This window comes from Roseovarius sp. MBR-51 (assembly GCF_053628575.1).
The window spans coordinates 23,765-44,393 of record NZ_JBRJGQ010000020.1; the positions used below are offsets into that span (position 1 = coordinate 23,765).

Sequence of the window (20,629 nt, forward strand, 5' to 3'; positions counted from 1 at the left end):
TGAGAGAACAAAGAAAGTACTCTCTATCAGTCTGACCGCTGCAGATACAAAGTGACGTTCTCGGCTGGCATCTTGAAGCCTCGACCGTCGGAGACCCGTTCAGTGCTGATAGGGTATTTGGGTCTGTTGGGGTTGATCCCAACGATCCGGTGAAGGTCTCCACCGGTTTTAAACGTTCGGCGATAATCAGATGGCTCCAGCCCGAAATGCGGTGCGAGCACTTCGAACATGGCTTTGTCCGGCGAGTAGATCGCGCCGTCTTCCATCGGAATGCCGACGCGGAAGCCGATGTTGAAGCTATGACGCAGATCGATATCGCTCAACTCGCCGCCTTCGACCGTCAACCCATGTGTTTCAGCCACGGCGAGGCAGGCCTTCATCATGTCTCGGCGTAGGCGATCGCACAGCTCTGGTGTCAGATTGCGCGGCGGGGAAACTTTGGAACTTGTCTGGACCGACGTTTTTTTCGCGGGGGCCTTTGGCTTGCGGGTGTTCTTTTTCATGACGCAGCCGTCCCGTTGCCATTGTGGTTCAAGGTCATTTGGGCCTTTGCTTTATAGACGGTTCCGCGCGATATCCGCATCTCTCGCGCGATTTCGGTGGGCGAGCAGCCGTCGATCAGCTTCGCCTGAATGGCCTCGAGATCGATTTTGGGTTTGCGCCCGCGATAGACACCGCGCTGCTTTGCTGAGGCAATGCCTTCGGCCTGGCGCTCCCGGCGCAGGTTGGTTTCGAACTCAGCGAAAACGCCAAGCATATCGAAAAAGGCTTTTCCGGTTGCCGTGGATGTATCCACAGGCTGCTCGGTGGCCGCCAGGTGCGCGCACTTGGATTTCAGGTGAGTGACGATAGCCTGCAGATCACTGAGACTGCGGGCCAGCCGGTCAATGCGCGTGACGACCAGCGTTTCTCCTGGGTGGATGAAGTCGAGGATCGTCTTGAGTTCGGGTCGTCCCTCCAGGCTGGTCCCGCTCTTTTGCTCGGTGCGGACCATGCCGCACCCGGCCTCTTTCAAGACAGCAATCTGCGCATCGAGGTTCTGTTCGACGGTCGAAGTGCGCGCATATCCGATTTTGGCCTGATAAGTGTTCATTATGGGTGTGCCTCTGACGTGATCTGTTCATTATCTAAAAAAGACCCAAAGTGAATAGGAAAACGGCTGCTTTCGCTGTTCATGCGCGTTGTCACTATGAGTATACCCATTATGACGCCTCTAGCCCTCCATAACCCAACGTGATGTCCGCCGTGTCTTTTGTCTCTGCAGTTTCGCGAACTGCTCACTGACAGCATCGGCGTGGATTTCATCATGAGCCCAGTCAACGTATCCTGCTTTCTTCGCCCAGTCATGTTCCGGGTGGTTTGTATTCTTCTGCGCCTCCTTGAAGACTTCGTACATGGGCGGGCCTCCAATGTCCTCGGGCGGGGTTGCCCATTGGCCGCCGACAAAACGCGGCAATGGCTCATTTGGCACAACCGTGCGTGTTGAGACGAGCTCAATGCGATGCGCCCAATCATCGCCAAAGTCATAGGTGTAGATCACCGGTGGCACCTTGGCGTTCAGGAAAAAGTCCAGCTTTTTCGTAGTGACCTCCATCACGGGTGGCCCGAACATCGGCTCGATCCAGAAGGCCTCGCTTTTCATCTGATATTTCCGGTCACCAATCTCGAAGTCCCACAGGTGCATGTCGTACCATAGGAAAGCCGCCTGAATGGCATCGTGCAGGTGTGGCAGGGTCTTGTCCGAGCGGATCTCGATTTCCCGCCACGGGGCGGGGTCGACATATTCAAGAGTAATTCTCAGCCGTAGGACCTGGGGTTCTTTTTTTACCATAAGCGCCCAGTTAACGTGACATCACCGTTGAATGTGTTATGATCCGCGAGAAAGACTTCAGAGGGGCGTGGATCGCGCAACCCCAAGCGCTTTGCTCTCGCCCTTTGCTGCCTGCCTTATACGGGAGGACACATCATGCGACGGGAGGCGCATCATGTAGAGAAGGTGATCCGCGTGGTCGAATCCGGGTCGGACGCGGCGCGTTCGCCTCTGGCGGCATCTTGGCGGCGCTCGATGGAGCATCACGGTCTTGATCCCGCCAATGACAAAGCGCCTTATCTGATCGAATGCAGCGAACTGGCTCGACGCCGGGACGAACTCGGAAGACTCCTCGCAATGGCGACGCCGAAGCTGGATGAGCTTTTCGCGCTTGTCGGCGCCTCGGGCTGCGGGGTTCTGTTGACCGATGCAACCGGGATCGTGCTCGACCTCAGATGCGCCGATGCGGATGCAGCAACCTTTCGCAACTGGGGTCTTCACCCCGGTGCCGACTGGAGCGAGGCGCACGAGGGCACGAACGGGATCGGCACCTGCCTGGCCGAAAAGCGCCGGATCACCATCCATCGCGAGGATCATTTTTTCGCGCGGAACACGGCCCTCAGCTGCATGGATGCGCCAATCTTCGGGGCGGATGGACACATTCTTGCGGCACTCGATGTCTCATCAGCGCGCGTTGACGAGACCGAAGGCTTCAACCGGCTGTTGTCTAACACGGTGTCCCAGTACGCTCAGGTCATCGAGAACTGTCATTTCAGATCGTCCTTCCCCAATGCGCGGATAATCATGGCAGGCCCGGACGGGATCGATGCAACAGCCCTATTGGCCGTGGACGGAGATGATCTGGTGATCGGTGCTACCCGTACCGCGCGCCGCATGTTCGGGCTTGAGCCGACTGGACAGATCAAACCCCGTCCGACAGTGGACCTTTTTGGTCGGGACGACGGCCCCACGGGCTTCAAGAAGGCTGAACGGGCTGCGGTTGTCCGCGCACTGGTCCGCGCAGATGGCAACGTCTCGCAGGCGGCACGGATGCTCGGGATCGGACGCGCCACGCTCTATCGGCAGATGCGCCGGCTCGGAATCGAAAGGTAAGACCGGCCAGCTGTCTCACTGCTGAGACACAGCGGCCCATCAGCCATACTTGGCTCTATTCGCCCCCCAATACCTCTGTGGCATGCTGATATCGGACCGGGAGGAGGTTCCGGTCAATCAACGGAGGAAAACCATGAACGAGATGAGCAAACCCGAAAGCGTCCGTGTCTCGCCCTTCAGGGACCGGTACGACAACTTCATCGGCGGCAAATTCGTTGCCCCGGTTGACGGCGCCTATTTCGACAATGTAACCCCGATCAACGGGCAGACAGTCTGTCAGGTCGCGAGATCAGGTCCTGCCGACGTGGAACTGGCACTCGACGCCGCGCACGCCGCAAAGGCGCAATGGGGGGCCACGTCCGCAACGGAGCGGGCGACCATAATTCTCAAGATCGCGGACCGGCTGGAGGAAAATCTCGATCTTCTGGCTCGGGCCGAAACCTGGGACAATGGTAAACCGATCCGCGAGACGACGGCCGCCGATATTCCACTTGCGATCGACCATTTCCGGTATTTCGCCGGGGTATTGCGGGCGCAGGAAGGCACCATGTCCCAGATCGATGCGGACACTGTGGCCTATCACTACCATGAGCCTCTCGGCGTGGTCGGCCAGATCATCCCGTGGAACTTCTCGATCCTGATGGCCGCCTGGAAGCTGGCCCCGGCCTTGGCGGCGGGTAACTGCATCGTGCTGAAACCCGCGGAGCAGACCCCCGCAGCAATCCTGGTGCTGGCCGAACTGATCGCGGACCTGCTGCCTGACGGCGTGCTGAACGTCGTCAACGGCTACGGTGCCGAGGTCGGCGGGGCGCTGGCCGAAAGCCCGCGCATCGCCAAGATCGCTTTTACCGGCTCGACCGAGACCGGCCGCAAGATCATGCAGGCCGCGACCAAGAACCTGATCCCGGTGACGCTGGAACTCGGCGGCAAGTCGCCCAACGTCTTCTTCTCGGATATCATGGCCGAGGACGACGCGTTTCTCGACAAGGCGGTCGAGGGTTTCGTGCTGTTCGCGTTTAACCAGGGCGAAGTCTGCACCTGCCCCAGCCGTGCTCTGATCCAGGAAGACATCTACGAGGACTTCATCGAACGCTGCATCGCGCGGGTGAAAGCCATCAAACAGGGTGATCCGCGCGACATGAAGACCATGGTCGGCGCTCAGGCCAGCGAGGAGCAGCGTGACAAGATCATGTCCTACTTCACCATAGGTGTCGAAGAGGGGGCCGAGGTGCTGACAGGTGGCGGTATGGCCGCCGTTTCGGACGACATAGCAGGCGGCTTCTACATCCAGCCCACGATCCTGAAGGGTCACAACAAGATGCGCGTCTTCCAGGAGGAAATCTTCGGCCCTGTCGTGTCGGTCACAACCTTCAAGGACGAAGCCGAGGCCTTGGCGCTGGCCAACGACACCATGTACGGCTTGGGTGCCGGTGTCTGGAGCCGAGACGCCAACCGCTGCTACCGCATGGGCCGCGGGATCGAGGCGGGCCGTGTCTGGGTCAACAACTATCACGCCTATCCCGCCCATGCTGCTTTCGGCGGATACAAGCAATCGGGGATTGGGCGTGAGAACCACAAGATGATGCTCGACCATTATCAGCAGACCAAGAACATGCTGGTCAGCTACAACCCAAACAAGCTTGGTTTTTTCTAAGGGAGAAGAAAAGATGTCAAAAACGATGAAAGCAGCCGTGGTCCGCGAATTCGGTGCGCCTCTCCGGATCGAGGAAGTACCCGTCCCCGAGGTCGAGCCCGGCATGATACAGGTCGCCATTCAGGCCTCCGGCGTGTGCCACACGGACCTGCACGCCGCCGAGGGTGATTGGCCCGTCAAGCCCAAGCCACCGTTCATTCCCGGCCACGAAGGGGTCGGATTTGTCTCGGCGGTGGGCAAGGGTGTGACCCACGTGAAAGAGGGCGACCGCGTCGGCGTACCGTGGCTCTATACCGCCTGCGGCCATTGCCGCCATTGCCTTGGCGGCTGGGAAACGCTATGCGAAAGCCAGCAGAACACCGGGTACTCGGTAAATGGCGGGTTTGCGGATTACGTTCTGGCCGATCCCAACTACATCGGCCACCTGCCCGACAATATCGGGTTCAACGAAATCGCGCCCGTTCTCTGCGCGGGGGTTACTGTCTACAAGGGCCTCAAGATGACCGATGCCCGTCCGGGCGACACGATCGCCATCTCGGGCATCGGCGGGCTCGGGCACATGGCTGTCCAATACGCCGCCGCCATGGGTTTCGACGTGGTCGCGGTCGATATAGACGATGCCAAGCTCGACCTCGCCCGGCGGCTGGGAGCGAAGATCACCGTGAACGCCCGCACAAGCGAGGACCCGGCGGCCGAGGTCAAACGCGAAACAGGCGGGGGCGTTCAGGGCATCCTGGTGACGGCGGTCAGTGAAAAGGCCTTCGAGCAGGCCGTTGGCATGGTGGATCGCGGAGGCACGGTTGCGCTGAACGGCCTGCCGCCGGGTGACTTCCCGCTCAACATCTTCGGTATGGTGCTGAATGGGATCACCGTGCGCGGCTCCATCGTGGGCACGCGGCTCGATCTTCAGAAATCGCTCGATTTCGCGGGCGACGGCAAGGTGAAGGCGACCATCGAGACCGCGTCCCTGGACGAGGTCAACACGATCTTCGACCGGATGAAGGCCGGCAAGATCGAAGGCCGGATGGTCATGGATCTCTCCGCCTGATCTGACCATAGCGGTCGGCCCGAGTTCTATCCGGCTGACCGCTATGATGCTGGTTTTCGGACACCATGTGCGACGTTTGGGTGACGCGGTTTCAGCGCGGCCAAGTCAATCTATGGCCGGCTACAGGGAGTGTCATGAGCTCTGTGTATCTGGCCCGGTCGGCAACATAGATTGAGGACGCACTGATCCGTTCCGCGGTCGCGGTGACAGGAAACAACAGGGCGCAGACAGCAAGCCATTTCAACATGAGGGATACGATCTGGTGGGTTGTCTGGCAACCTATCACAACCGGCAGTGGAGTGAATCACCCAAGCCAACGCAACCGTTGCCCTCATTTCTTACGTGGATTCCGCCTTGCGGCAACACCTTGATAAGCTTGCCTTATTGGACGTCAGTGGACAGGTTGAACGAGATATGTCGAAACCCATTGCGCATTGTCCTCGTCGCCGGCCCTTGCCGCGTTACACGCCGTCGATCAGGATATCGAGGGCGCGCTTCAATGGATCGCGATGCGCTGCCAAGGATCCGGCCCGCTCGCGCAACTCCGCGCCCGGAACCGCGGCAAGCTCTTGCACCCGGACGATCCACGCCGTTCCGTCAATTTCGACAGAAGGCGTCAGGCTCGGAAACGTCGTGTAGCGACCGGCCTCGCGCAAGGGAGCGACGACGCAGGTCGCCTCGATCCCGATCAGGTCGGTCTGCAGATCGACGACGAGTTGCCCGTCATCGAGACGAAAATGATCGAACTGGGCCATACCGGATCAGAAGCTGCGGTATCTGGCGAGGGGCAATCCCTCCCGCGGGACTTCTTCCGCATAGGCGTTGATTGCGGCTTGGTTTTCGGCCCGCCACAAGCGATTGCGCTCGACCTTGGCGGACTCGGCGATCGCCGAGTCCGCAAGGCGCGACATGTTCAAGCCGAGCGCGCGCGCCGATTCCGCCACGTCCGCATCCAGCGTCAGATTGACCTTCACCCGCGCCATGATTTTGGTGTGCTCGGCGCTCCCACCACGGAGTGGCTTCGTTCACTTCTAATTGTCCACAGGCGCTAGAGAGCGGCCGCCGGTGATGTCACGTTAACTGCCCTATTGTTGTTCGCGTCGCGATTTCTTCTTATCTGACTGCAATGCAGACATCGGCTATCAGCTACAAGCGCCATCGCTTTCCATCCCAGATTATCGCTCACGCGGTCTGGCTCTACATGCGCTTCAACCTAAGCCTGCGTGAGGTTGAGGAGATGTTGCTCGAGCGCGGAATTGATGTGTCCTACGAAACCATCAGGCGCTGGACGGTCAAATTCGGGCCTCAGATCGCCCAGAATCTGCGACGGAGGCAAGCCCGTCCGGGTGATGTTTGGCATCTGGACGAAGTCGTCGTGAAGATTGCCGACAGGCCATTCTGGCTCTGGCGCGCGGTCGATCAACATGGGGTTGTGCTGGATGAAATCCTCCAGTCCAGTCGGAATAAGCCGGCTGCGAAACGTCTGATGCTCAGACTTCTCAAGCGTCATGGCTTCGTGCCAAAACGGATTATAACGGACAAGCTGCGATCCTATGGCGCTGCCAAGCGCGACGTAGCGCCCGGTTTGGATCATTGGTCGCACAAGGGCCTGAATAATCGCGCAGAGAACAGCCACCTGCCGTTTCGAAAGCGGGAACGGGTGATGCAAGGACACCGATCACCCGGCGGCTTGCAGCGCTTCGTGTCTGTTCACTCAGCAACCCGAAACTGCTTCTTTGTCCCATCCTGCCGCCGCACAGCCTTAACCATCCGCTTCCATCGGTTGCAGGCACTTGATGTCTGGAAAACGGCTGCGAACATCGCCTGATCCCACTAACGCGATGCCTTCGCCGATTGCCGACAGGTTAACGTGACAACACCCGCTCAGGGTCTCATCTCATCCTCTATCGGATCGAAGCCAGCTGGCTGGAGCTGCTGCTTATTGTGCATGCGCGGCAAAACTGGACGGCTTATCTCAACGAATGATCCTGTCGTTGTGTCCCACAGCATCACGCCGGACGAGGATCGGGGGTTCTTCATGATCATGGTGCGCGGTGCGTCTGACATCACGGTCGAGTATCTGGACACCCAAATCACCCAGATCGAGGATATTCTAGCCCCCTACCGTGACAGCGGCGAAGTCAACGCCGTCCGAAGCATCATCGGCATCAGCGGCGGCACCAGCGCATTCATCATCGTGCGCCCGTCCGATTGGGCGGCGCGCGACCGAACGCAGGCGCAGATCATTGCCAGCATCGGCGACCGGCTGGATACGGTGCCGGGGGTGCAGGTCAGCGTGCGGTCGGGCAACAGCCTGAATATCCGGGGCGCGGGGCAGGGGCTGAGCTTTGCCGTGACCGGCAATAACGTGGACGCGATCACCGCCGCCGCCGAGGATCTGGTGGCCGAAATGGCGCAGGAGGCGATGTTCGTCAATCCGCAGCTGTCGGGCGATGCGGTGCAGGTCCAGCTGGAGGTGAGCGTCGATTCGGATATGGCCAGTGTGTTCGGTTTGACACAGGCGGAGATCACTCGCACGATCGCCGCGATGGTGCGCGGCAACATCGCCGTCACCGTGTTCGAGGATGACACCGAAACCGACGTCAATGTGGTGCCGGGCGGCCCGCCGATCAACGACCCCTCGGACCTTGAATCGATCTATCTGCGCCTGCCGGGGGGCAGTTTCGTGCCGCTGTCCTCTGCCGCCACGATGGAGCAGGTCGTCGGCCGGTCCGAGATCGAGCGCCAGGGCGGATCGCTGGCCGTGTCGGTGCGGGCCAATCTGGGCGAGGGTGCCAGCCTTGGCGCCGCGATGACCCGGCTGTCCGCGATCGCGGCAGAGACGCTGCCCGGCGGCATGGGCATCACATTCACCGGCGAGGCGGCCAGCCTGTCGGAAAGCCAGCTGGGCATGATCATCGTCTTTGGCGTGGCCTTTGCCGTGGTCCTGCTGGTGCTGGCGGCGCAGTTCGAGAGTTTCGCAAGCGCCGTGGTGATCATGCTGACTGTGCCCTTCGGGCTGGCCGCCGCGCTGATGGCGATTTCGCTGACGGGCGGATCGCTGAACTACTACAGCGAAATCGGGCTGGTGATGCTGATCGGGATCATGGCCAAGAACGGTATCCTGATCGTCGAATTTGCCAACCAGCTGCGCGAGCGGGGGCAGGATATCGACAGCGCCATTCGTGATGCGCTGCGCCTGCGCATCCGGCCCGTGATGATGACAATGGTGTCAACCGTGTTCGGCGCGATGCCCCTGATCCTGACCTTTGGCGCAGGCGCGGAGGCGCGGATTGCCGTGGGCTGGGTCATTGTCGGTGGTCTGGGATTCGCCACCGTATTTACCCTGTTCCTGACCCCGGTTTTCTACCGCTGGATCGCGGTCTGGGGCGCCGATCCGGGTATGGCGGCGCAGGGGCTGCGGCGCGAAAATGCGGCGGTGCAGTCAGCAGAGGCTGCGTAAGGCGTTGCTGCAAGCATGTCGGCGTACTTTCCAGGCGATTGAACGCTCTTGTCACAGGGCTGGATTAACGAGGCCTGACGGTTAACTGAAATATACGCTGCAAAATGAAAAATCCGCGGCTGGACCAGCGCATTCTGACCTGCCTCCGCGGTCCCCGCTTTTATCTCAAAAGAATATTTCTCTGGCGCAGCGAGCGTCAGACAAACTGTGGCCCCCCCGGAAGGGGTCGATCCGCAAGCCCGTTCCAAAAGATGTCAAGGTCACATAATCGTTGGACTTACCAGCGGTGCCATCGCCGCAAACGGCCCTTGAACATTCCAGCCGGACCTTGTTTATCCGCCGTGAATACCCTTGCAAGCCGGACGCTGATCTGATGCCAGATAGAAAAATCCAAGGTGCCTCTATCGTTTTTCAGGCGGTGACGAAGGCATTTGCCAAACCGGGCGGGGGCGTTGTCGCTGCGGTTGACGATGCTTCCTTGACCGTCGAGGCTGGTGCGATTACCGGCATCATCGGCCGTTCTGGGGCAGGCAAATCCACCATGCTGCGCATGGTAAACGGTCTGGAGCGGCCGACGGCGGGCCAGGTTCTGGTTAGCGGGCAGGATGTCGGCGCGGCGCAGGGGGCCGCGTTGCGGGAGATCCGGCGGGATGTCGGTATGATCTTCCAGCATTTCAACCTTCTGGCCTCCCGGACGGTGGCGGGCAATATCGCCCTGCCGCTGGAGGTCGCAGGCGTGCCTCGCGCAACGATCAAAACACGTGTGGCGGATTTGATCCACCGCGTCGGACTTGATGCGCAGCGCGACCGTTATCCGGCAGAGCTGTCGGGCGGTCAGAAACAGCGTGTCGGTATTGCGCGTGCTTTGGCGACCGAACCAAAGGTGTTGCTGTCGGATGAGGCGACGTCGGCCCTTGACCCCGAAACGACACAGACCGTGCTTGAGCTTTTGAAGGACATCAATCGCGAGCTGGGGCTGACGATCCTGCTGATTACGCACGAAATGGCTGTGGTGCGCGATATCGCCAGCCATATGGCCGTGATCGAAGACGGCAAGATCGTCGAGGCGGGCAAAACCTATGATGTGTTTATCGCGCCGCAGCATCCCACCACGCGGTCGTTTCTGTCCGGCGTGACAGGTGTCACCCTTCCGGCCTTTATCAAGGGCCGCTTGCACGATACCCGCCCGGCCGGGCCGTGCGAGGAGGTGGTCCGCGTGACCTTTGCCGGCAAACATGCAACCGACCCGATGCTGGCGCGCCTGACCCGCGATCTGGGCATTGCCGTCAATATCCTTGCCGGTGCTGTCGAGGAGATCGGCACGCAGCCCTTCGGCAATTTGCTGATCTCTTTCGACGCGGACAAGGGACAGGAGGCACGCGCCTATATGGAGCGGCACGGGCTTTTGACGGAGGTGCTTGGATATGTCGGCTAACCTGATCGCCCTGCTGGTCGAGGCAACGTGGCAAACGCTTTATATGGTCGCGGCGTCAACCGTTCTGGGCTGTATCTTCGGCCTGCCGCTTGGCGTGTTTCTGGCGACATCGCAGCGCGGAGAGCTGCTGTCGGCCCCGTCGGTCAACAGGGTACTGGGGCTTGTGGTCAATGCGACGCGGTCGGTTCCCTTTATCATCCTCGTGGTGGCGATCATTCCGTTCACGCGCATGATCGCGGGCACTTCCGTCGGCACCACGGCGGCGATCGTGCCGCTGACCATCGCCGCCGTTCCCTTCATCGCGCGCCTGATCGAAAACGCCATCCGCGAGGTCGACAGCGGGCTGATCGAGGCGGCGCGCGCCATGGGGGCCACGCCGTTGCAGATCATCCGCAAGGTGCTGATCCCCGAGGCGCTGCCCTCCATCACCCTTGGCCTCACGCTGGCCGTTGTCAGCCTGATCGGATATTCGGCAATGGTCGGTGCGGTCGGTGGCGAGGGGCTTGGCGATTTGGGCATCCGTTATGGATATCAACGGTTTATGCCCGATGTGATGGCCGTGGTCGTTGTCATCCTTGTCGTCCTGGTCCAGCTTGTGCAATCCATCGGCGAATGGATTGCCGCCAGGGTCGATAAACGTCCCGCCAAGGGCCGGGGCCAATAAACCTGGCCCATTCCGTTTTCATCAATCAGGAGCAACATCATGCTGCGTCTTACCACTCTGACTTCCATTCTTGCGCTTGCCGCATCCGCCCTTGTGGCCGAGCAGATCAAGGTCGGCGTCTCCCCCGGCGAGCACGCCGAAATCATGGACGAAGTGGCCAAGATCGCCGCACCTATGGGGCTCGAGATCGACGTTGTGGAATTCTCCGACTATGTCATTCCGAACACCGCACTGGCGGATGGCGATATCCAAGCCAATTCGTTCCAGCACGTCCCGTATCTGGACAACCAGATGAAGGATCGCGGGTTCGATCTGACCGTTATCGGCAATACGATCACCACGCCCATGGGCATATATTCCGACAAGATCGCCGATATTTCCGCCCTCGAAGATGGCGCGAAAGTGGCCATTCCGAACGATCCGACCAATGGAGGCCGCGCGCTGTTGCTGCTGCAGGATCTCGGCCTGCTGACATTGACCGAGGGCACCGGCCTCGTGCCCAGCCCGCTCGACATTGCGGACAATCCCAAGAGCTTGAATTTCCTCGAACTCGATGCCGCGCAGTTGCCGCGCACCTTGGCGGATGCGGACGTCGCAATCATCAACACCAATTATGCGATCGCCTCGGGCCTGAGCCCCAAGGACGATGCCATTGCAATGGAAAAAGCCGACAGCCCCTATGTGAACGTCCTTGTCGTGCGCAGCGGTGACGAAAATCTGCCATGGGTCAAAACCCTGGTTGAGGCGTATCATTCAGATGAAATCAAAGCGTTTATCGAGGACGCCTATAGCGGTGCCGTCATTACCTCCTGGTAAGACAGCTGTAGGGCTTGCCACGCCTCTTGTATCCAAGACCGTTGGCAAGCCTCTTTGCCATTTCACGAAAGTTCGTCGAGGCGAATAGCTGCGGAAAAGCCGAGAGTTGCTATGCGCTGTGAATTGTTCGCGCTCCATCTGGAACGGCTTTTGGCTTCAGGCTATTACACATCAACCCATCGCGCTTGTGCGGATGTTTCTTGAGTTGACGGTTGTCGCGGTCGGTTGGACGTTGGGCGGCACGCTAGGTTTGGGCACGGTCTTCTTCGCATTGGGTATCGGGCCAGCAATGGCAATTGGTATGCAAATTTTACAACTTCGCAGAACAGGACGTTAGCATTTGTCAGAAAATGGAATTTTTTGGCGTCGGCTATTACCGACCAAAGCCGGCTTTGTTTCTATTATGTTTAAAGGCCATACAAGCCTCGCAATCTTGCGTTAGTAAAATCTTAATACTTGGCATGCGACAATGAATCATTAGTGATTAGGAGGTCTCGATCGATGCAGTATGAGCCGGATGATAACTCACAAATCTGGAAAATCTTAATGGAATATGTTGAGAGGTTTGGCCTTACAGACGCCGCCCGCGCTTATTTTCTTCGGCAAACACCGTATAATGCGACTCATTTTGTTCACAATGAAAATAGTAGTCCTGAATAGCCCCTAGGTGTTCACGGAATGCCCCCACCGGGTGGTACAGTTTGAATATCAATGCACGGTTGGCCTCTGGTCTATTTGCCTCAGGCTTTCCGACGCCGGTGGGCGATAGCCCAAGGCCCTGTGGAGCCAGACAGTACGCCACCTTCAAATTTCCACCACCTTCACGACACAATCGCAAGACGCGGCCTGATGATACTTGGACAATTAAGCGTGCCAACATGGACGCTCGGACAGCCGGATTGTCGCGCCACGACAGGGTTGATGCTGGCGCGTGGCGACAACGCCGATATCTGGTTCCTTGCGGTGACCGCCAGATTGTGGGCAATTGCCTATATTGGTACCTGATGGGCCGAAAGTGAAAGACGACGACATGACGACTGCAACCCGCTCAGGGACTCATTTGACTGTGCTGGTGGTGCTTGGTTTGACACACCTGCTGAACGACATGATGCAATCTCTGATCCCCGCAGCTTATCCGATCCTCAAGCAGGCCTATGCGCTGGATTTCGTTCAGATCGGTATGATCACCCTGACATTCCAGGTTGCCGGGGCCATGCTCCAACCGGTGATCGGCATGGTAACGGACCGGCACCCCGCGCCGTATTCGCCGGTCGTGGGGATGATGTTCACGCTTTCGGGGCTGGTCAGTCTCGCTTTCGCCCAGAGTTATCCGATTATTTTGCTATCGGTGGCGTTGATCGGCATCGGCTCGTCTATATTTCACCCCGAGGCAACGCGCATGGCGCGCTATGCCGCTGGGGGCCGACAAGGGCTTGCGCAGGGAATATTTCAAGTCGGCGGGCAGGCAGGCGGGGCGCTGGGCCCGGTATTTGCCGCGCTGATTATCGTGCCCTGGGGGCAGCCCAGCCTTGCGTGGTTCGCGCTGACTGCTCTGGCCGCGATGGTGCTGCTGACATGGATCGGCAGCAAACAACGACAGCTAAGTGTTGAATTCGCAGCGTTGCGGGCGCGAGGTAAAAAGGCAGGTGAGACGGCGGGCCACGCACCGCTGACCATCGGTGTTGGTCTTGTCGTGCTGATCTTTCTGATGTTCACCAAAAACACCTACGGCGAAAGCTTTCGCTCCTTCTATACCTTTTATCTGATGGATCGTTTTGGCCTGTCCATCCCCGCATCGCAGATGATGCTGTTTGTTTTTTTGCTGGCGGCCGCGGCGGGTGTGCTGATCGGGGGGATTGTGGGCGACCGGATCGGTCGTTACCGGATCATCTGGATATCGGTGCTGGGGCCACTGCCGCTGACGCTCATCCTGCCTTACGCCGATCTGTTCTGGACCGGGGTGCTGACGGTGATGATCAATATTGTCATGGCAAGCGCCTTCGCCTCTATCCTGATCTACGCCATGGACCTGCTGCCCAACCGGATCGGGCTGATCGGTGGGTTGTTCTATGGTCTGAACTTTGGCCTTGCAGGCATTTCAGCCGGGTTTCTTGGGGTGCTGGCGGACAGTTACGGCGTCGAGACGGTGTATCGGATCTGCTCTTTCCTGCCGCTTGCGGGATTGCTGACTTGGTTCTTGCCCCGGATTGATGAGGACGCGAAGTATTGACGCTCAAAAACTCGGGTCAGGACTGTCGTATCGGGAGCTTCCTGGTGCAAATCTTAATGAGGTCACAGCAATTCGCCTGAGATAGAACACATTTAGGCGACCGTGATCAATGCGCTAAAGCGCTTCGAGGAAAGTTTGAATAGGGAGGATTCTCTTACCTGCTGATTTAAGATTCACCCTGTTTGCGATGGTCATGTCATGCCAGCACCGTTGCCAAGTGAACTGTCGAAGCGTTTTGCACGATTGATCGGTGAAGGAATGACCGCACGAGAGGCGGCACGCCACCTGTAAGTTTTCGCTGTAACGGGCGGCAGGTAGGCGCGCCGAATTCGTGGCTTGGCTCAGGCCGTATGATCCCGATGGATCATAGCCTTGCGTTCACTCGGGCTCATCGCTTCAGCCCTTGTGACAAAAAATCGTTTTCGACCGCCAGCTTTCCGATCTTCGCATGAAGTTCTTTGACCTCGGCCTCGCTGTCTTCCGCTTTTCTGACCTTGTCGGAAAACACACCCGTCAGACCCTCTATCGCCTGCCGTTTCCAAGTCGTCACCTGCGTCGGGTGGACTTTGTGCTTGGCCGCAATCTCTTGCGCTGTCCGGTCTCCACGAAGCGCCTCAAGCGCCACCGTAGCCTTAAACTTATCTGAAAAACTGCGTCTCTTGGTCATTTGCGTATCCTGTCGTCCTTGTTGGATACATCTTAGCACGCTGTCCAGTTTTGCCGGACCACTTCAATCTCACTGAGTCCGCATAATTTCCACGAAACTGAGCACCATTTGAGAATTTTCCGAGAGCGTTTGCTCTGAAAGGACATGAAGCCGGTGAGGCAGCGTTGTGTATGACGAAGATGCTGGAAACCATCGCGGCATAAATTTGTAACGGCGGTGTTTTAAGCCGCCGTTGCTAACAATTTGTGTGTGACGCGCCTAGGATTTCCGTCTGCTGATCTCGCTGGCGCCAATCCCAAGAGGCAACGAATGCGCCCGACCACAATCGCGACTGGCGTCTCCGTGCTTCATGCTCCTGATCGACTCTGGCAAACATCACGATGAGGCTGACGCTGTGTTAGCCACCATCCTGGCCGGGGCGACCAATCTCGGGGTTGAGCGGATGGCCTACGCCTCATCGCGCGTCAGCCATGCACAGCTGACCTGGGCGCATGAGCTGCGTCAGGGCCTGGAACAGCGTTCTTCGGCGGAGGGATGATGATCTCTACGATCGCGCCAAAACGCTCCACGAGCAGGTTGCTGGTGGGCTCTCCATCTTAGGCTCCGTCGGCAAGAAACCGGGCAACACCGGCGTCAATCTGGCCGAGACCCGTCGAATATAGTGGATTCTTACAGCAGTTTCCTTCGGCGGACGCTTATCATCAATCCGATCGTCAACATAACAAGCGCCAGTATGCTGATTATGCTCAGGCTTTCCCCCAAAATCAGCGCCCCCAGAATAGCGCCTCCGCCCGGCACCGCGGCCAGGATGAAAGACGTATCACCATTCCCGATTCTCCGTGAAGCATGGGCGATGAAGAGTAGGCCAATTAGGTTAGGCACAAAGCCTTGGTAGATTGCCTGCAGCACGAGTGGTCCCAAGGGTGCATCTCCAAGGCCGGTTGGCAGCCAAAGTGCCCAGACTGGTAAATACAGCAACGCATTGACGACAGTCCCGCAAAAGATGATCTGCATCGCACCAAGTTGCCATCGCTCTGAGAGGACAATATAGGAAGAGAAAAACAGCGCGCCAATCAGAAACAGCAGGTCACCAATCCACGCATCCTCGCCACTGGTTCCGCTTGCGTCAAAGGCTAGCACGACAGCGGAAATGAGGATCAGCACAGCACCAAAAACTTGTTTATAACTTGGCAGCGCGCGCAACAGCAATATTGCCAGAAAGATGCCTATAAGAGGCAGCATCCCGTTCATGAAAATCCCACCATGGGCGGCAGGCGCATAGAGAAAGCCGGAGAATACTATAAGAATGTAGACCGGACCCAAAATGAACGAAAGCGCAGCAATCTGGAACAGCCGAAGGCCCCGCCAGGGCTTGTAATAGAGGCAGAGCGGCACGGCTACCAGTGACGCCAGGCCATACCGAAATGCGGCCAGATCATAGATCGTCAGACCGCTGTCATGGGCAACACGGCTGACTATCAGCCAAAATGACCAAATGAAAACAACGCTCCAAGCAGCAGCGTATCCCGTGACGTTGGAGGGGGAATGGGTAGGCATCTGCGCTGCAATCGACCTTGCAATTTGGGGGATCTATTCCACAGCAGTAGATTTCGCCCGCCATAGAGGCAAGGGAGCTTTGGCTGAAAAGCCACGATACGGCCGCCTCGCAGGATATTGGTCATGCGAATTGCGCATCCTTCAATGGTACTCATTTACCCCGCTCAGCTGGTGAGCGCCTAGATATTTGCGGTCATCGTCGGCTGATGGCCTTGATTCTACATGCTTGCGCCGTCAATGACACCTTGCCATTGCCAGCTGTCGCGTTGCCCTTTAATCGGTTCTGCCTCACTTTGTGTGGCGCAACTATCCTGAAACTGGAAAATTCAGGAGGTATAGTTGTGAGTTCGAAGAAGCACTGGTCGCCCGGGAGCGATGTTGCCGTTCAAAGCGTTGAGCGAAGTGAAAGAGGCGGGTGGATTGTATCTGGCGTCTTGGCTCCCAACGGCATTTGCCCAGACTGTGGATTGCATTCACGCCGACGTCACGGCTGGCGGCGTCGGCGGCTGCAGGATTATCCCGCGCATGGAGACGAGGTAACGGTTGATCTCGCAATTTGCCGTTGGCGATGTCAGGCACCCGCTTGCCCACGCCGAACATTCTCAGACCAAATCGCCTCGATTGCGCGTCCATTTGCACGTCGTACTTCGCGTGTCGGGGAGATTGTCACCCATCTTGGGCATGCGACCGGCGGACGGCCAGCCGAGCGGTTGTTGCATCGTTTGGGCCTTGGAGTCAGCGATGACACGGTGCTTAGGCAGCTGAAGAACCGTGCCCAAGACAGTGGCGAGTCGCCGACAGTCATCGGGATCGACGACTGGAGTTGGCGGAAATCGCAAACCTACGGCACGATCATTGTGGATCTGGAGCGTCGCGTGGTGATCGACATTCTTGAGGATCGAGATGTCGTCAGCTGCACCAACTGGCTGAAGCGACACCCCGAGGTGGAAGTGATCAGCAGAGATCGCTGCGGTCTCTACGCCCAGGCAGCACGGCAAGGGGCACCGCAGGCGAAGCAGGTCGCTGACCGGTTCCATATCGTACAAAACCTGCGGCAGGCCATCGAGGAGCAAATGAACCTTCACGGCCGTGCGACCGGCAGGGCGCTGCTGTCCGACGCCGACAACATCACCGCAGCCGGCAGCCTTCTGAAGTCACGCCTGGCGCATAGGACGTCTCGGGAAGAGATTTTCGCCACCATTCATGCGCTCCGAAATCAGGGGCTTTCATGCAGCGAGATCGGGCGGCGAACAGGGTTCCCGCGTCGCAGCATCGCGAAATGGCTGCAGTTCGAGACACCACCGGACCGCAGGCGGGCCGCTTTGAAGCCGACATCGCCGTGGTACTTTGAAGAGTTCCTGAGCCAAAGCTGGAAGGAGGGCATTCGAACTGGCAGCGCCCTGTTCCGTCTGATCCGAGAGCGCGGTTACGAGGGGAGTCAGTCGCATTTGCAGCGTCTGTTGGCGGGCTGGCGAAAAGCAGAACAGCAAGGGAGCGACTCCAAGGTAGAGCACGAAATCCTTAAGCCAGTCCGGGACCCGGAAACGGGGCACGCGATTTCCCCGGTCATCGCAGCCGCGCTGTGCATCAAACCCCGCGGAAAGCTCACCCCGGATCAAGCGCGGAAAGTCGACGCGCTCAAGGCCGGTTCTCCCGCCTTCGCAACGATGCGAAGTCTCGCCATGCGGTTCAACGGTATCCTGCGCAGCCGCCAAGCAGACCCGCTCCCAGCATGGATCGACAACGCGATCGAAACCGATCTGGCGCCCATCGTGCGCTTTGCCCGCACATTGAACCGGGACTTCGATGCAGTCAAAAACGCCATCGAGATGCCATGGAGCAACGGCCAAGCAGAAGGTCAGATCAATCGCCTGAAGACGCTCAAACGCGCCATGTACGGTCGAGCCGGTCCAGAATTGTTGCGGGCGAGAATGCTACCGTTCCGCCACACAGATTGAGGCAGAGCCGATTAAAGGGCAACGCGACACGTAGGATAGATATCGCCAAGGCCGAGGGACGAATAGTTGACCAAGGAAAAGTAGAAAACGTCCATGTACGTGTCGACGTTCTCCTGTTCAAAGCCGCCGATACCCATCAATTCACCAACACTGAAACCGAGGGCGTAAAGGCCGGCTTCGCGCCTCGATGCCTGTTCGAGGGATTACATGGAGCCTGATGTTCAGCGGTCATGAACTACAGGGAACGAGGCTGCTCGGTGACTCCAGATCATGCTGGACACCGGATCCTTACGCCACGTTGCTGTAAATATTGGCCCTACTGTAGCTCATGTTGAACTCCCGTGCCGAAAGCTACCGTCCACCGCAGCACCGTTGGCGGCACTGTTGAGTGACGGTTCTGGACCGTTCATGATCTGGCTGCGGACGATAGCTCCCGGTTCCGCAACGCGAGCCTTCTGCGCATCGCTGCCGCCTCCGAAGCCACAGTAAATTCCAATTTTACTCTGTTGCGCTTTGCAATTTAATCAACTTGCGAAGCACCACAACCGCGAGCCGATTTGTCGTGATCATGAACGGTGTTGCCGCAAGCGAGTAGCGTCCTTCACGCAAACGGACATGGAAAAAGGGGAACCGTGATCCCACGGCTCCCCTTTCGGTTCAGATCGTCTCCTCTCGCGCGCTAATCACGCGACCAGCGAGAGCCCCGCGCCTGCGTCCTGCGGCTGCTCACCGCTGTCGATGAACGGGATGATCGAGAAGGTCTGCCCGCCGCGCTGCTCTTCGTTCTGCACGGCGTTCACGCGCAGGTCGCCATCGGGCGTGTTGATCAGCAGCGACAGGTAGTCATTGCCCGTGCGGCTGCTTTTGGCCATCCACGCCGAGCCGAGGCGGATCGGTGTGCCACGGGGCGAGCTGACCTCGATGCGGTAATCGGGGTGGGTCTCCTCGGATTTGTAGCTGTTCTCGATCAGCATGAACTCCAGATCGAACATCATGTTGGCGATGTAGCCGGTGAATGCGTTGTCAGCGTCCATGGCGGTGAGCTCGCCCGAGATCGAGCCGGATTTCATCAGGCCGTTCGAGACCAGTGGGATGATCTCGAACGCGCCGCTCTGGGCCGCGCGCGCCTCTTTAGTCTGCACCGCGTTGACACGGAACGGGCCCAAGCCGACATCGATCTGCATCGAGATGTAGGGGTTGCCGCTAGTATTGCCGGTCTCGTTCCAGGCCGTGCCGATGCGCACCTTGCGGCCTGATTTGTTGACTGCCGTCACGTCAAAATCCGGGCTGCGTTCGGACATCTTGGCCCGCGCCTCCAACTGGATGGCGATGTCAAAGCGTGCCCCGTGGATCATGCCGGTGTACTGAGCGGCTGCGGTCTCGACATTGCGGGTGAGGGTTCCTGCGAACATGGGATGGTTCCTTTTAGATTGGCCGGTGCCTGACGTTCTTGCCAACGCATCCGGGATTGCTTTCTCGACCCCTTGAGGGATCACAAATCAGAAAGCCTGCTTTCCTTTCAGCCCGCCTACGGGTCAGAGCTGCCGTCCGAGTGGGAATGCCCCCGCGCCTCCGGGTGCTACGCCCCTCCCCTGCCCGTCTGGTCTTGATTGGCTGCCCGGATTCTCCACCCCGTCCTCCGATCGCGCGATGAAGAACTCCGCCTCTTTGCCGTTCAACCGTTGCCCGCTCCGGTCGGTCAGACCGATACAGCTACGATTCGGCAAATTGGTGATGAGGTACTGACCGAGCCAGTCCTTCTGGACAACGTAGCCTTTATTGGCCCAATGCACGGTCTGCCCGGCATCGACGGCGGCCTTGATGTCATCGAATGTCATGATCGCCCCCTTAGCTATTCTGCTGCCACTGAGGGGGCATCTGGTGCCTGCCCCACGATCCGGGCCAGAATGCTTCCCGTGTCGACCCCGTCCCCATGCGGCAGGAACACCCGCAATTGGAAGGCGATGATCTCAGTGAAGCAGCCGAGCGCTTTGAGGCCGTCGATCATGCCCCGATCCGCACCGCCCAACTCAAGGCGCATCTCGCCTGCGACCCGGCGACGGGTCAGGGACAGACCCCGGCCCAGATCGACCGGCGCGGTGGTGCCGAGGGCGGCGGTCAGCATCTCATGGGTTTGCAACGGATAGGCACGCAACAGAAAGGCCCGGCTGTGTGACAGCTTGATATGCGCCATCTGAAGCTTGGTGCGCTCCC

At 58.8% G+C, this 20,629-nt stretch carries 21 protein-coding genes and 2 pseudogenes; 12 read left to right on the forward strand and 11 right to left on the reverse strand.

Annotated elements, in window-relative coordinates; translation table 11 throughout:
- Nucleotides 1–26 precede the first annotated feature (26 nt).
- From ACSSVY_RS20155 to ACSSVY_RS20165, 3 genes are all read right to left on the reverse strand, one after another.
- The gene (locus ACSSVY_RS20155; RefSeq protein ID WP_229709630.1) at nucleotides 27–503 is read right to left on the reverse strand and encodes a hypothetical protein; all 477 of its coding nucleotides are present in this window, start codon (nucleotides 501–503) and stop codon (nucleotides 27–29) included.
- The gene (locus ACSSVY_RS20160) at nucleotides 500–1,093 is read right to left on the reverse strand and encodes a recombinase family protein (protein ID WP_454271627.1); all 594 of its coding nucleotides are present in this window, start codon (nucleotides 1,091–1,093) and stop codon (nucleotides 500–502) included. The genes ACSSVY_RS20155 and ACSSVY_RS20160 overlap by 4 nt, the downstream gene beginning before the upstream one ends.
- Nucleotides 1,094–1,213: 120 nt before the next feature.
- Nucleotides 1,214–1,831 carry a plasmid pRiA4b ORF-3 family protein gene (locus tag ACSSVY_RS20165; RefSeq protein ID WP_237273951.1) on the reverse strand — a complete coding sequence of 206 codons (618 nt, stop codon included), beginning with the start codon at nucleotides 1,829–1,831 and terminating at the stop codon, nucleotides 1,214–1,216.
- A gap of 135 nt (nucleotides 1,832–1,966) precedes the next feature.
- Between ACSSVY_RS20165 and ACSSVY_RS20170 the strand changes: the two genes are divergently transcribed.
- From ACSSVY_RS20170 to adhP, 3 genes are all read left to right on the forward strand, one after another.
- Nucleotides 1,967–2,923, forward strand: coding sequence for a GAF domain-containing protein (locus ACSSVY_RS20170; protein ID WP_027263655.1), 957 nt, complete (start codon nucleotides 1,967–1,969; stop codon nucleotides 2,921–2,923).
- Nucleotides 2,924–3,056: 133 nt separating this feature from the next.
- A complete protein-coding gene (gene exaC, locus ACSSVY_RS20175; RefSeq protein ID WP_027263656.1) occupies nucleotides 3,057–4,577 on the forward strand; it encodes an acetaldehyde dehydrogenase ExaC in 1,521 nt (506 codons plus the stop codon).
- 13 nt (nucleotides 4,578–4,590) lie between these two features.
- Entirely contained in the window at nucleotides 4,591–5,625 is a 1,035-nt protein-coding gene (adhP, locus tag ACSSVY_RS20180) for an alcohol dehydrogenase AdhP (RefSeq protein WP_027263657.1), read from the forward strand.
- Between the two features lie 461 nt (nucleotides 5,626–6,086).
- Here the strand turns inward: adhP and ACSSVY_RS20185 are convergent, their stop codons facing one another.
- Both ACSSVY_RS20185 and ACSSVY_RS20190 read right to left on the reverse strand, forming a co-directional pair.
- On the reverse strand, nucleotides 6,087–6,380 hold the full coding sequence (locus ACSSVY_RS20185; protein WP_454271629.1) for a CcdB family protein: 294 nt from the start codon (nucleotides 6,378–6,380) through the stop codon (nucleotides 6,087–6,089).
- 6 nt (nucleotides 6,381–6,386) lie between these two features.
- Nucleotides 6,387–6,608, reverse strand: a complete 222-nt coding sequence (locus ACSSVY_RS20190) for a type II toxin-antitoxin system CcdA family antitoxin (RefSeq protein ID WP_073038216.1) — start codon at nucleotides 6,606–6,608, stop codon at nucleotides 6,387–6,389.
- Between the two features lie 143 nt (nucleotides 6,609–6,751).
- Here ACSSVY_RS20190 and ACSSVY_RS20195 point away from each other — a divergent pair, with 143 nt between their 5' ends.
- From ACSSVY_RS20195 to ACSSVY_RS20225, 7 genes are all read left to right on the forward strand, one after another.
- A complete protein-coding gene (locus tag ACSSVY_RS20195) occupies nucleotides 6,752–7,453 on the forward strand; it encodes an IS6 family transposase (RefSeq protein WP_047998185.1) in 702 nt (233 codons plus the stop codon).
- 168 nt (nucleotides 7,454–7,621) lie between these two features.
- On the forward strand, nucleotides 7,622–9,088 hold the full coding sequence (locus tag ACSSVY_RS20200) for an efflux RND transporter permease subunit (protein WP_454271631.1): 1,467 nt from the start codon (nucleotides 7,622–7,624) through the stop codon (nucleotides 9,086–9,088).
- A 373-nt stretch (nucleotides 9,089–9,461) separates the two neighbouring features.
- Nucleotides 9,462–10,523 carry a methionine ABC transporter ATP-binding protein gene (locus ACSSVY_RS20205; protein WP_454271633.1) on the forward strand — a complete coding sequence of 354 codons (1,062 nt, stop codon included), beginning with the start codon at nucleotides 9,462–9,464 and terminating at the stop codon, nucleotides 10,521–10,523.
- Nucleotides 10,513–11,187: a methionine ABC transporter permease gene (locus ACSSVY_RS20210; RefSeq protein ID WP_454271635.1), complete on the forward strand. Its 675-nt coding sequence runs from the start codon at nucleotides 10,513–10,515 to the stop codon at nucleotides 11,185–11,187. Before ACSSVY_RS20205 ends, ACSSVY_RS20210 begins: the two co-directional genes overlap by 11 nt.
- 39 nt (nucleotides 11,188–11,226) lie before the next feature.
- Nucleotides 11,227–12,003, forward strand: coding sequence for a MetQ/NlpA family ABC transporter substrate-binding protein (locus ACSSVY_RS20215; protein WP_454271636.1), 777 nt, complete (start codon nucleotides 11,227–11,229; stop codon nucleotides 12,001–12,003).
- An 849-nt stretch (nucleotides 12,004–12,852) separates the two neighbouring features.
- Nucleotides 12,853–13,008: a hypothetical protein gene (locus ACSSVY_RS20220; protein WP_454271638.1), complete on the forward strand. Its 156-nt coding sequence runs from the start codon at nucleotides 12,853–12,855 to the stop codon at nucleotides 13,006–13,008.
- A gap of 25 nt (nucleotides 13,009–13,033) precedes the next feature.
- The gene (locus ACSSVY_RS20225; RefSeq protein WP_454271640.1) at nucleotides 13,034–14,233 is read left to right on the forward strand and encodes an MFS transporter; all 1,200 of its coding nucleotides are present in this window, start codon (nucleotides 13,034–13,036) and stop codon (nucleotides 14,231–14,233) included.
- Nucleotides 14,234–14,621: 388 nt separating this feature from the next.
- Here the strand turns inward: ACSSVY_RS20225 and ACSSVY_RS20230 are convergent, their stop codons facing one another.
- Entirely contained in the window at nucleotides 14,622–14,900 is a 279-nt protein-coding gene (locus tag ACSSVY_RS20230) for a transposase (RefSeq protein ID WP_454271642.1), read from the reverse strand.
- A 364-nt stretch (nucleotides 14,901–15,264) separates the two neighbouring features.
- Here ACSSVY_RS20230 and ACSSVY_RS20235 point away from each other — a divergent pair.
- Nucleotides 15,265–15,390 (forward strand): annotated as a pseudogene (locus ACSSVY_RS20235) (Tn3 family transposase); the annotation flags it as partial.
- A 179-nt stretch (nucleotides 15,391–15,569) separates the two neighbouring features.
- Here the strand turns inward: ACSSVY_RS20235 and ACSSVY_RS20240 are convergent.
- Nucleotides 15,570–16,457, reverse strand: coding sequence for a DMT family transporter (locus ACSSVY_RS20240; protein WP_297777415.1), 888 nt, complete (start codon nucleotides 16,455–16,457; stop codon nucleotides 15,570–15,572).
- A gap of 341 nt (nucleotides 16,458–16,798) precedes the next feature.
- Here ACSSVY_RS20240 and ACSSVY_RS20245 point away from each other — a divergent pair, with 341 nt between their 5' ends.
- Nucleotides 16,799–18,415, forward strand: a complete 1,617-nt coding sequence (locus ACSSVY_RS20245) for an ISL3 family transposase (RefSeq protein WP_073038202.1) — start codon at nucleotides 16,799–16,801, stop codon at nucleotides 18,413–18,415.
- Nucleotides 18,416–18,426: 11 nt separating this feature from the next.
- Here the strand turns inward: ACSSVY_RS20245 and ACSSVY_RS20250 are convergent, their stop codons facing one another.
- The 4 genes and pseudogenes from ACSSVY_RS20250 to ACSSVY_RS20265 form a co-directional block, all read right to left on the reverse strand.
- The gene (locus tag ACSSVY_RS20250) at nucleotides 18,427–18,552 is read right to left on the reverse strand and encodes an ion channel (protein ID WP_454271644.1); all 126 of its coding nucleotides are present in this window, start codon (nucleotides 18,550–18,552) and stop codon (nucleotides 18,427–18,429) included.
- Between the two features lie 546 nt (nucleotides 18,553–19,098).
- Nucleotides 19,099–19,827, reverse strand: coding sequence for a DUF736 family protein (locus ACSSVY_RS20255; RefSeq protein ID WP_454271646.1), 729 nt, complete (start codon nucleotides 19,825–19,827; stop codon nucleotides 19,099–19,101).
- Between the two features lie 123 nt (nucleotides 19,828–19,950).
- A complete protein-coding gene (locus ACSSVY_RS20260) occupies nucleotides 19,951–20,253 on the reverse strand; it encodes a hypothetical protein (protein ID WP_454271648.1) in 303 nt (100 codons plus the stop codon).
- A gap of 14 nt (nucleotides 20,254–20,267) precedes the next feature.
- A pseudogene (locus ACSSVY_RS20265) lies at nucleotides 20,268–20,549 on the reverse strand (strawberry notch C-terminal domain-containing protein); the annotation flags it as partial.
- Nucleotides 20,550–20,629: the final 80 nt, after the last annotated feature.